Source organism: Paenibacillus etheri, from assembly GCF_001012825.1.
Classification (GTDB): domain Bacteria; phylum Bacillota; class Bacilli; order Paenibacillales; family Paenibacillaceae; genus Paenibacillus_AQ; species Paenibacillus_AQ etheri.
Map to the genome: position 1 here is coordinate 98,411 of NZ_LCZJ02000043.1, position 12,321 is coordinate 110,731.

Here is a 12,321-nt window from a genome sequence, read left to right on the forward strand (position 1 = left end):
TGTCTGTGTGATATAATATCACAGAAAATATGTAAAAATGATAGGGGGAATAAATCTTTATGGGATGGAAGACACGATGGAACAAGCCTCTCGCTTCTGTATTAGCAACTGCAGTGCTTTCAGCACAGGTGCTAGGCGGGGTCGTTTTGGGTACGGTTTGGAGTCCGGATAAAGTAGCTGCTGCACCTGCTTCTGGAGCGAAGGTGGAGCTCCGTTTGATGAGCACAACGGATGTGCACACTAATGTGTATGGTTGGGATTATTTTAAGGGTGCACCATCTGTAACCGTCGGTCTTGATCGCACGGCAAGTCTGGTGAAACAAGCGAGAGCTGAAGAACCCGACAACCTCCTGCTTGATAATGGTGACTTGATTCAAGGAACTCCGCTGGGTACGTACGTGGCGAAGAAATCGGAACTGAAAGATCCGAATGAGATTCATCCGATGATTGCGGCTATGAATGTTATGGAATATGATGCTGCGACTTTTGGCAATCATGAATTCAATTATGGTTTGCAATTTTTAGATCGTACTATAAATGGTAGCGATGAGAATTCAATTACTGGTGCAAATTTCGATTATGTGAATGCGAACATATATAAAACAGATGGCACGAATGCCTTTGAACCTTTTGTTATCATACCTAAAACAATAGAAGACAGTAATGGTCAGAAACAAACGATTCAAGTCGGCCTGATCGGCCTGGTTACTCCACAGATCATGGAGTGGGACAAGGTTAATCTGGAGGGCAAAGTCAGAGTTGAAGATATTGCCGCAACGGCTGCGAAGTTTGTTCCAGAAATGAAAGCTGAAGGAGCAGATGTTATTGTCGCTATGGCTCATACTGGCTTTGATATTAATGCTGTTATAGGTGATGGTTCCGAGAATGACATTAATGCGCTAAGTAAGGTTCCGGGTATTGATGCGATCACATTCTCACATACCCATAAAGTATTCCCAACGGGAAATGACAGCACACTGGATGCTTTGTTCAAAGATCCGGATACTAAAAAGCCTTATAATAACGATAAGGCTGTGATCGATAATGTGAATGGTCACATTAATGGTACGCCTGCTGTACAAGCTGGCTACGGCGGTGCTTATTTAGGTCTAATTGATCTGGATATTGTATACGGTGATAAAGGCTGGGAAGTAGATAAGAAAAGCTCAAAAGCTTTAACTCGTTCTATCTATAAGACAGAGAATAAAGTGAATTATCCAACGGTCGAACCTGATCCAGCTGTAGATGATGCTGCTGCGGCAGCGCATAACGCTACTATTGCTTATACTGAACAGAAGCTGGGTGTTACAACGGCTCCAATGAACAGTTATTTTGCAATGGTTCAGGATGATCCTACGGTTCAGCTCGTAACGTATGCACAGAAGTGGTATGTTCAGAAGTATATTGATGTCAATGTTCCTCAATATAAGGACCTGCCGATTCTGAGTGTCGGCGCTCCATTTAAAGCAGGACGTAACGGCCCAGAAGAATACACTAGTATTGATGAAGGCAACTTGACTATCCGTAGCGCAAGCGACCTCTATCTATACGACAACACGCTCAAAGCGATCAAAGTTAAGGGTTCTGTTGTAAAAGAATGGCTGGAGATGAGCGCGGGTGCATTTAACCGCATCAAACTTGGAATCTCGACTCCACAGCCTCTGTTGAACCCGAAATTCCAAGTCTTTAACTTTGATGTAATCGATGGGATTCAATATAAAATTGATGTGACGAAAAACGCGAAGTACACTCCGGAAGGCGCGATTAATGATGCTTCATCGAGTCGTGTAACGGACGTGACTTACAATGATCAGCCTTTAGATCTTGATCAGGATTTCATTGTTGTCACTAACAATTATCGTGCAAGCGGTGGTGGTAACTTCCCGGGTGTTAAAGGCTCAGAATTGATAGTGGACTCTCAAGATGAGAATCGTCAGGTCTTGATGGACTATATCAGTGAAGCTGGAACGATTGATCCTACTGCTGATGGCAATTGGTCCTTGGCACCTATTAAGGGTAGTGTGAAAGTAACGTTCACTACAACGCCTAAAGCAGCAAGTGTACTTCCAACGAACATATACGATATGGGTCAGCAAAATGATAAAGGCTTTGGAATTTTCGAACTGGATCTAAGTGTGAAAACTCCTGCGCCAACTGCAGATGTTGAAGTTCACCTTATTGGAATCAATGACTTCCATGGTCAACTAGACACAGTTTCTACAGTGAGCAATAAGTCTGTAGGCACAGCAGCTTACCTCGCCACTTACTTGAAACAGGCTCGTGCAAAGTACGAGAACTCCTTGCTCTTCCATAACGGTGACTCCGTAGGAGCATCGGCACCTGTATCCTCGCTTGAGCGCGATGAGCCGACTCATGCTTGGATGAATATGATGAAATTTGATGTAGGTTCCTTGGGTAACCATGAGTTCGACCAAGGTGTTGATGCGCTAATGACACAGCTTTATGGTGGTGCTGATCCAAAGGATAAAAAAATTATCCATGCTGGTTCTGATTTTGATTATGTGAATGCTAATGCGGTGTATGCCAAAAACGGCGAACCGATTATCAATCCTTATGTAATCAAAGAAGTGGGTGGCGTCAAAATTGGATTTATAGGTCTTGTAACCAAATCTACACCAAGCAAAGTTGCACCTTCCGGTACAGTTGGTGTACATTTCCTCACTCCTGAAGAGGAAGTAGCGGCTGTTGAGAAATATGCGAAGGAACTCCAATCTAAGGACGTAGAGACGATCATCGTGCTTGCGCATGATCCAGCCTCTACTAAGGATGGCGTAACTACAGGTGAAGCTGCTGATCTGGCCAAAGCGCTTCCTGCGGATTCCCCGGTTGACGTTATCGTTGCTGGTGATAACCATGCGCTGGCAAACGGAACGGTAAACGGAAAGTTGATTGTACAAGCATACTCTTACGGCATGGCATTTGAAGATATTAAGTTGATCATTGATCCTAAAACAGGTGATGTGAAGAGTAAAACTGCTGTAGTAACCTCCACCTTCCATGACGGTGTAACACCAGATCCGGAAAGTGTGGCACTGGTTAATGCTTACCTTGAGAAGCATCCTGAGCTTACCCAACCAGTAGGTACAACTGACGGAAATATTACTCGTACGGATGCTTACACTAAAGAGGCTGCGCTTGGCAACCTGATTGCTGACGCTATGCGCACTGCTGATTTCGGCGATGGTGCAAAGGCTGCTGATTTTGCCTTTATGAATCCAGGTGGTATTCGTGCGGATCTTCCAAAGGGCCCTGTAACCTTCGGAGACCTTGCCAAAGTTCAGCCATTCGGCAATACGCTTGTGAAGCTGACACTGACAGGAGACCAGATCAAAACGTTGCTGCAACAGCAATGGAATGTGAAAGCTGACGGAAAGGCAGATATCAAAACGCTGCAAATTTCTGGACTGAAATATACAGCGAATATGTATCTTCCGGTAGCAGATCGCGTTGCCAATCTTACTTTGACTAACGGAACACCAATTAATCCTACGCAGAAATATACAGCAGTAGTGAATAACTTTATGGCTGCGGGTGGAGATAACTACAAAGTTCTGACTCAAGCGAGTGATTCACTGGCTGGTCCTATTGATTTGGATGTATTCTACGATTACATTGTGAAGACGTTTGATCGCAAAGAGATCAAGGCGGTCATTGAAGGTCGTATTACAAACAAAGAGAAGGCGGATGATACGGGATCAGGCAGTGGCGATGGAAGTTCTAACGTTGTAACTCCAACACCTACTCCAACCGTGAAACCAACAGCAACACCAGCTCCAACTACTACCCCAGCAGCAAGCTTCAAAGATCTGGGTAAGGTAGCTTGGGCGCAAGAAGCTATTCAAGCATTGGCTGCTAAGGGCATTATAAAAGGATTGGATGCAAATACTTTTGCGCCAACTAAAACAGTGACTAGAGCAGAGTTTATTACAATGCTGGTACGCGCACTGAATCTGACGGGTTCGGCAACAAACAGTTCATTCAGCGATGTTAAACAAGGAGTTTGGTACACGGATTCTATCGCTGCTGCGGTGAAGGCCGGACTTGTACAAGGCTCTGGAAATGGTAAATTTGAACCGGGTCGTGAAGTGACTCGTGAAGAGATGGCCATTATGATTGCTAATGCATTGAAAGATAAACTACAGCCGATTGATAAGAATGCAGCGCTGGGCAAGTTTGCAGACAAGTCCAGTATTGCTCCTTACGCACAGGACGCTATAGCACAACTGACCCAATTGGGAATTGTTAACGGTGTTGAGGGTGGTAAATTTGCACCTAAGGGCATAGCTAACCGCGCTCAAGCGGCAGTCATTATCTACCGTATGCTTGAACAAGCTTCATAATTTGATGATTCTGTAGAATAAGTGCATTGATGTCCTGGTGAGAGGGCATCGATGCACTTTTTGTTCAATTTGTTGTTGATCTTTCCGTGAAATCATGGTAACTTAAATTCTGCACTGCATGGTTCTTTTATATTTTGTGCGGTCGTGGCGGAATTGGCAGACGCGCACGGTTCAGGTCCGTGTGGGTTAATCCCCGTGGAGGTTCGAGTCCTCTCGACCGCATACCTAAGTGCATATAAATTAGCTGTACTTTTGAAGCGCTCTTCAACCTGAAGAGCCTTTTTCTATTTGTCGGGATATTTTAAATTTGGATAACTCTAATGTAAAAGAAGTGAAGCAAAGATGGAACCTAATGTAAATGTCAATACGAAGCGAAGTGTGCCATTTCTTGAAAAATATTTTTCAGGAGAATCGTTAGATTATCGCCATATGATTGCTTTATTTATCCCTATTCTGGTAGATCAGGCCTTTATAGTGGGGCTAAATCTAGTGAATACGGCCATGATCAGTTCGTCCGGTGTGGCAGCTATCAGTGCGGTGAACATGATTGATTCCCTTAATCTTTTTCTCATTAGTGTATTTATCGCAGTATCAACAGGTGGTACGGTTGTCGTAGCGCAGTATAAAGGAAGCGGCAATAGTCTTATGGTATCAAAAGCTACCGCAGGGGCCACTTCGTCGGTTTCCCTTATGGCGCCAGAGGTGATGCACAACGCCCGAACCTATTTGATTGGGAGCTGTATCTCCTATCTTGGTATAGCAGTTGTGGAGGCAGTGTGTGGTGCTCTTCGGGGAATCGGAAGGACGAGAGCCTCGCTTGCGCTATCGCTAATTATGCAAGTTCCACCGTACATTTCCTTAGATCGTTCAATCACGGCTACTTTCCATTTTCGATTAGCTAGTTCTGTGGCGAGGGTCTTTCCACCTTTACCGAAACCAATAATAATGGCGTCGAATTTGTCCATTGTAATACCTCCGGGTCATACAGGATGTGTTAAATTATTCGGTAAATAGCATGTTACTTTATTATTACCCTAAATCCGAAGGCCATTAAACGAATGATAAAGAGATTTGAAGACAAAAAAGAGATCTCCTATAAAGGAAATCTCTTGATGCATGTGCATTATTGACCCAAATATCTATTTTACCAAACTTCTCAGCCACCTGCTGTGTCATGCCTACCAGTTTATCGTGCTCCATTAGATTGGCTTGAATGAAGATCGACTCGGGTTGCTATGAGACTGTCTAGGTAGAGAGAGTGTAGGGAATCCCATGGTGATCACTGCACCGCCATCCTTACGGTTCCCCGCTGTAATCAGACCTCCGGAGCGCTCGACGATCGCACGGGATATGGCTAGTCCTAGTCCGGATTCGCCATCTTTTCCTTTTACAAATCGGTGGAACAGGTAGGGAAGTAGGTCTTCTGAAATGCCAGGACCATCATCGCTAACCGCTAGCATGACACGCCCGTTTTTGACTGTAGCATGAATATAGATATGCTGTTTTGCATAACGAGTTGCATTGGAAACTACATTAAGCAGTGCCTGTAACAGCTTATCTCTGTCGGCACGGATCGTAAGTGGTTCGCCATCGTCGTAGGACACACGTAGAGTTAGCCCTTTTTTTATCAAAAGAGGGTTCATCCGTTCAATCGTTTCTACGACTAAGTCGTCCAGAGAAATCTCGCTAGTTCTAAATATATCTTCCTCACTATCAAGCTTCGCAAGCAGGGTCATTTCTGTAACAAGCTTTTTCAGACGACTACTCTCACTCATAATAATATCCAGACCTTTATCGATGCCTTCCCCTTCGAAAATGCCATCCTTAATCCCTTCAGCATAACCAGAGATAGACATTAGTGGGGTCTTTAATTCGTGTGAGGCATTCTGAAAAAATTGCTTCTGTACGTGATTAAATCGATTCAATTCACCAGCCATGTCATATACCGATTGAGCAACGGCGCCAATCTCTCCACCAGCTTTGATCAGTTTAACCTCTGAGAAGTGGCGTTCCTTTACCTTTTTCAGCTCTTGCTGCAGCTTCATTAGAGGTTGGATTAGCTTTTTCGTGATAAACAGGCCGAATAGGAGCATAAATGCGCCTGCTGCACCGAAAACGATTAGTAGTCTTTTGAATAGAGCTTGTTCAATGCTTGTTACTGCGCTCATAGGTGTAAGCAGCGTTAGCGTCCCTGCTGGCGTAGCCTTCACTTCTGTTATATATCTTGCATCTGTTCCATTCCAAATATTCTGGAGGTCAGAGGTTTGACCAGCGACAAACTGCGTATTGGAATTTACCGCGATTGAACTCATATTTGATGAGGTGGACAGTACTTTTCCAGTCTCATCACTAAGAATGGCCTCAACGCTTGCAATACCTACAGAAGAAGGCATGATCGCGGGCAGCGCATGGAGCTCAGTTTCGATATTTCCCGTGTATGCGGTACCCTGAATCATAGTGGCTGACATGGCGGAACTAATGGTTCGTAATTCCGCCTTTTGTGTTCCGACAAAATGATTGAGTAGCACAAAGTGGATCACAACAGCAGTAATTGACAGGAGTAGTACTAAGGCGATACTAAAGGCTAAATTAATCTGATGTGCTAGCTTCATCGATCTCCACTCCCTCCTCAATACGCATACGATAGCCATGTCCCCATACGGCTTCAATCGGCAGAAGATCTAGCTTTTTTCGCATCCGTTTAATTAAATGGTCCACGGCACGGTCGCTCCCGAAATAGTCATCTCCCCACACATGGGTTAACAGCTCATCTCTTGTAAATGCGCGGTTGGGAGAAGCTGCGAATACTTTTAGAAGGGTGAATTCTTTACTGGTGAGTTCAATTTCCTTCCCATGCCAGAACACACGTCTTTCTTCCAGTAATAACTGTAAGTGGCTGATTTCAATATGCGTCAGTGTGTGGGGGTTGCTACTTGAGGGCTCCACTGGATTACTCATTTTATACCACCGTTGTAGCTGGCGTTTAATGCGAGCTACTAGCTCCCGAGGGCTGAATGGCTTGACTAGATAATCATCACTGCCAAGCTCTAAGCCTAATATTTTATCCACTTCATTATCTCTTGCAGAGATCATAATAATCGGTACCTCGGCTTCATTGCGAATGCGCCGACAGAACTCGTACCCGTCCATGCCGGGCAACATTACGTCGAGCACCCACATATCCGGCGGGCTTGTCTGCCATAAGGTCCATGCTTCCTCAGCGCTGCCAAGGCCGATTGTGCGGTAGTTTTCTTTTTGTAAATAAGCCTCTACAAGATTACGTATATGTTGATCATCGTCTACTACGGCAATGAGATAGTTGGTATTCATTTCGTTACCTCCAGATTATTCTTCTGTAATTATATCAATCCGCAGGTGGGTATAGGGGTCTGCCATCGTTTTTCCACAAATTAACCAATGTTATGCCACACCCATTTTGTAAGCTTGGACTTGTAAGATCATTCAAATCGACGAGGAGTGTTGTATTTATGAATCAACAGATGATATTTAAAAAGTTAGCATTGTCCGCCCTGCTAGTGTCCGCATTGTCCGCACCGACTGCAGTGAACGCAGCTAGTGGAGCTAACGATCAAAGTGCGAAAACAACAGTAGCAGCCGTGGTTACTCCAGCAAATAGTGGATCACTTTCTGCAAGCTTAATAAGCTTTGATTGGGTAGATCCCCTGGAACTGGCTAAAACATACGCACCTAATACCCTAGAAGACTGGAAGAAGACCTTGGATCAATATTATAAGGCTGCTGGATTTAGTATTACCGCAGTTTCCGAGCTTGTACCTTCTGAGCAGGTGGAGGGAGTTCAATTATCGAAAGAAATTATATCAGCTGAAGCTCTGCCCGTGAGTTACATTGAAGCGGGTCGCAGCGTTGATATCCAATTACCTGAAGCTCAGAAGATGGAGGGTTTTGCCCCTACTTCAATTAAAGGTGTAGCTGCAATTCCTACTGTAGAAGCGACTGAAGCTACGATTTCAATTCAAGAACTTAGTGAGGCGGATAAAGCCTTCTTCAAAGCCCAAGAGGATCTGAATAGTGCGGCTAAAACCAAAGATTCCACTGTGATTAAGGAAGCTTTAACTAAGCTGTTGGATCAATATAAAGAGAAGATTAAGGCGTTAGAAACGTCGAAGTAACAGTGATAATCGCAGCTTGATATAGAATAGAGAGATTGAAAAGGTAAAAGCAAAAAGGCACCCCACGGGGTGTCTTTTTGCTACGTAAATGTATCTAGTCCAATCCAATCTCGCCCTTTACTTGAAGCTTTTCCTTCTTGCGCCAATTTACTCCGATCACCCCGGCGACGATCATCACCGTGCCGGTCCAATGGTACCATTCCAGCTGTTCATTCAACAGGAGTACACCGCCAAGAATAGAGACAACCGTCGAAAGACTACCGAAGATGCTCACGCGTGAAGCCTCCATCCGTGATAAAGCGTAGTTGGAGAGGAAGGAAGTCACGAGGGATGACAGTACGCCGAGATAGATCATGGAGAATATGAATTTAGGCTCCTGAAAAGGTGTGAAATATTGATTCAAGGTTCCTGCCGAACCATGCTTAATGATCGATAGTCCATTGAAAAATATAAATCCGAATAATGTAATCATATATGTGAGTTCCTTGGGACTCCAGGTACGTGTTAACTTCCGCGCCGCGACATTATAACCGGCAAGGGATAGCGCTGAGATTAGGATGAGTAAGACGCCCCACAGACTAGAGGAAGAAATACTCACACCCGGAATGGCAAAGATAAGAATGATACCTGCAACCGAGATTAAGGTGGAGATCTTCTGGAAGCCGCTCGTAGTTTCCTTCAAGAACATCGCTGCCAAAATGATGGTGAAGATGGGCATAGTCGCCTGAATGATGCCCGCTACAGCAGATGTTGTATGCAGAAGTCCAAAGGCTTGAAGTGTAAAGTACAACGATGGGTATAGTAGAGCAAGTGGGATTACCACTGCTGCCTTGGACATTCCGAACTTCACCCGCCCCCACCCTGGAAAAGTAAATAATGAAGCGGCAAGGAAAGATAACGTGAAGCGGTGAGCTAATGTATCGAATGGGTCCGAGACGGATAAAGCCATTTTTACAAATATAAAAGAAAACCCGACAATAACAGCATTCAAGACAGCAGCTACTATCGCTTTTTGTGTAGAAGATGTATTCATCAATAAGACCTCCAAAGTGTTGCGCGCATTTAGGACCGGTCCTGTTATGCTCCTTATTCTAAGGCTAGAACAGCTGTGCTACAATGTAATTATTGTTCATCTGTACTGGTACAAAATAGACTCGGAGGTAGGTGAAGGGGATATATAAGTATTCGGAGTTAATCAACGATCTGGAATTACAAATCGCTGAAGATACATATCGTGAGGGCGACAAGTTACCTTCTATTCGAGAGCTAGCGCTACGTTATGATTGCAATAAGAGCACGGTTATTCGTGCACTCCAAGACCTTCAGGATAAACACTTAATCTACGCTGCTTCAAAGAGTGGATATTATGTTATGAAGCGCAGTGGGGAGCGAAAAGAGGAGGGGGCGCACTGGATTGATTTTACGGCATCTGCACCGGACCCGGATATTTTTCCGTATCTGGATTTTCAACATTGTATTAATAAAGCGATTGATATGTACCGTAAGGATTTGTTTATCTATGGAACACCGCAGGGGCTGCCGTCTCTAATCCGTGAAATGCAGCGACAACTGGCCTCTTATCAAGTATTTGCGGATCCGAAGCAGATTTTTATCACCTCTGGTGTGCAGCAGGCGCTTGGACTTCTAACTCGAATCCCCTTTCCGAATGGCAGGGAGCGTGTGCTAATTGAACAGCCGAGTTACCCACTGTTTATGGAATATTTGAAGACTTACGACATCGAGACAGAGGGGATACAGCGTTCGGATAATGGGGTGGATTTGAATGAATTAGAGCAGTTATTTAAAACGGGGGAGTTCAAGTTCTTCTATACCGTTCCACGGTTTCACAACCCGCTAGGTGTTTCCTATACCCGCAATCAGAAGAAGGCGATCGCCCAGCTTGCAGCAAAATACGATGTGTATATCGTAGAGGATGACTATATGGCAGATCTGGAGCAGGATGCGAAGCAAGATCCGATTTATGCCTATGACAATACTTCACACGTTATCTATTTAAAAAGCTTCTCCAAGATTATATTCCCGGGTCTGCGCGTAGGTGTGGCTGTACTTCCTGAGGTGCTCTGTGAGTCCTTTAACCGATTCAAAAGACTGATGGATATAGATAGCTCTATGCTGTCCCAAGCTGCCTTGGAGTTGTATTTGAAAAGTGGAATGTTCGAGCGTCACCGAAAAAAGATGCGTTCCTGCTACGGAAAAAGATCTATGCTCCTCCATGATTCGATCGAGAGGGAGGTAAACGCAGTGAGTGAACAGCATTATTCCTATCATCCTGCTAGCCAGCTAGGCGTGCATACGTATCTGAAATTGGCGGATAACATTAGAACAGACCAGATGATCAAACGACTGCAAAAAAAATCCATTCGAGTGGAGATGGCGGATAGCGGTTACCTTCCCTATTTTGCGAAAAAAGAGAGAATTCTAAAGCTCAATGTATCCAGTGTAAAAGAGCTTGATATTCCCTCTGGCATTGAACAAGTCATTCGAGAAATACGCTGAATTAGCAGGAATAGAAGTGGTATCCTTTAATATTCCTCTATACCATTACTCATTGCTTCCGCTAATATAATAGGACATGGATGACAGAGCTACAATGCAAAAAAGCGATCCGCTGATGATGACGGATCGCTTTTTTTACCACAAGACGCACTATCTATTCAGTAGGTATGAATTATACCGACTTATTGATCTTCTAGAATCTCTGACTGCCAGCCTAACTGTCTGCACATCTCGCTCATTTTACGAATATTCAGCCTAGCCTCGATCCGGGTTAAGCCCAGTCTGATCGAAGTATCCGCAGCCCAGCGAAGTAAGTACACCAAGGTATCAGCCTGCGCTTCTTTAGCTGCATAATCTAGTAATACAAGGGTATTGTCCACGACACCGGCGCGTACATATCCCCAATAGCTGCCATCAAATTGCCGTATGGTAAACAACTCACGGTCTTCTGTAACCCCAACCTCTTCTAATGGACTCTCCAGATGCTCCAGCCACTCCTTTTCAGAAGTGAAATGCAGTGTATATTGCGGAATGTTCCACTCAGTAGTCTGGGTCGCGAGATCGGCAAGCTGCTTACTATTTTCTAAAGATACCCATTTTTCCACGGGATGATCTAACTCGGTTGGAACGTCCACGACTATTTTCCAAGGTCTGTAGTTTATTTCTACGCCAATGGACCCTAGGATCTCAGGTATGCCGACGCTTTCCAAGCCTCTTTGCTTGGCGATCCGAATAAGTGCTCTCAAAGCATCCGGTGAACCCTTTGCAACATCATTACTATGCATGACCACAATGGCTCCATTTTCAAGCGTAGGTTCTACTCTGGCAACGATCTCTTCTGCAGAAATACCTGACCAATCTCCGCAATCAACGCCTTCAATATCTAGATAATCGCCCCATTCTGTCAGCCAATCGAGATTTTCTTCCCGGTAGGAGCAGTATGGAAAACGCATGAAATTGGGAGAAGGAAGACCCGTTGCGTCCTGATAGGCCAGCTCAGTCAGCTTCAACTGCTCTAAGAATACCGCTTTTGGTACTTGGGCCATTCGCCGATGATGATACGTATGCGGAGCAAGCACATGACCCCGGGACAGGATCGATCTCGCCTTCTCTGGATACCGATCCATCCATTCCCCAGTGAAGAAAAAGGTGCCGACAGCACCTTCCTCCTCCAAAACATCCAGCCATAATTCAACGGGAAGTTGGGAAGGCCCATCATCAAATGTAAACGCGCAGATTGCTTGGTTCACATCGCCTTTCCAAACCGCTTTAGCTGACATATTTGACGCCTC

At 44.7% G+C, this 12,321-nt stretch carries 7 protein-coding genes, 1 tRNA gene and 2 pseudogenes; 5 read left to right on the forward strand and 5 right to left on the reverse strand.

Annotated elements, in window-relative coordinates:
* The first annotated feature begins 59 nt into the window (after positions 1-59).
* The 3 genes and pseudogenes from UQ64_RS26810 to UQ64_RS26820 all read left to right on the forward strand — a co-directional run.
* A complete protein-coding gene (locus UQ64_RS26810; protein ID WP_060626524.1) occupies positions 60-4,361 on the forward strand; it encodes a bifunctional 2',3'-cyclic-nucleotide 2'-phosphodiesterase/3'-nucleotidase in 4,302 nt (1,433 codons plus the stop codon).
* Positions 4,362-4,499: 138 nt separating this feature from the next.
* Positions 4,500-4,583 (forward strand) — tRNA-Leu (locus UQ64_RS26815).
* A gap of 120 nt (positions 4,584-4,703) precedes the next feature.
* Positions 4,704-5,204, forward strand: a pseudogene (locus UQ64_RS26820) (MATE family efflux transporter); the annotation flags it as partial.
* Here the strand turns inward: UQ64_RS26820 and UQ64_RS32445 are convergent.
* From UQ64_RS32445 to UQ64_RS26830, 3 genes and pseudogenes are all read right to left on the reverse strand, one after another.
* A pseudogene (locus UQ64_RS32445) lies at positions 5,195-5,326 on the reverse strand (hypothiocyanous acid reductase MerA); the annotation flags it as partial. The pseudogenes UQ64_RS26820 and UQ64_RS32445 overlap by 10 nt on opposite strands.
* Positions 5,327-5,560: 234 nt before the next feature.
* On the reverse strand, positions 5,561-6,973 hold the full coding sequence (locus UQ64_RS26825; protein ID WP_082651340.1) for a sensor histidine kinase: 1,413 nt from the start codon (positions 6,971-6,973) through the stop codon (positions 5,561-5,563).
* Complete coding sequence (locus UQ64_RS26830) at positions 6,951-7,691, reverse strand: response regulator transcription factor (protein WP_060626525.1); 741 nt, start codon at positions 7,689-7,691, stop codon at positions 6,951-6,953. The genes UQ64_RS26825 and UQ64_RS26830 overlap by 23 nt, the downstream gene beginning before the upstream one ends.
* A 158-nt stretch (positions 7,692-7,849) precedes the next feature.
* Here UQ64_RS26830 and UQ64_RS26835 point away from each other — a divergent pair, with 158 nt between their 5' ends.
* Entirely contained in the window at positions 7,850-8,512 is a 663-nt protein-coding gene (locus UQ64_RS26835) for a hypothetical protein (RefSeq protein WP_060626526.1), read from the forward strand.
* Between the two features lie 94 nt (positions 8,513-8,606).
* On the opposite strand, the gene UQ64_RS26840 is transcribed toward UQ64_RS26835, so the two are convergent.
* Positions 8,607-9,545 carry a DMT family transporter gene (locus UQ64_RS26840; protein ID WP_060626527.1) on the reverse strand — a complete coding sequence of 313 codons (939 nt, stop codon included), beginning with the start codon at positions 9,543-9,545 and terminating at the stop codon, positions 8,607-8,609.
* 140 nt (positions 9,546-9,685) lie between these two features.
* On the opposite strand from UQ64_RS26840, the gene UQ64_RS26845 reads away from it, so the two are divergent.
* Positions 9,686-11,029: an aminotransferase-like domain-containing protein gene (locus tag UQ64_RS26845; RefSeq protein WP_060626584.1), complete on the forward strand. Its 1,344-nt coding sequence runs from the start codon at positions 9,686-9,688 to the stop codon at positions 11,027-11,029.
* Between the two features lie 182 nt (positions 11,030-11,211).
* Here the strand turns inward: UQ64_RS26845 and UQ64_RS26850 are convergent, their stop codons facing one another.
* Complete coding sequence (locus tag UQ64_RS26850; protein ID WP_060626528.1) at positions 11,212-12,309, reverse strand: polysaccharide deacetylase family protein; 1,098 nt, start codon at positions 12,307-12,309, stop codon at positions 11,212-11,214.
* Between the last annotated feature and the right edge of the window lie 12 nt (positions 12,310-12,321).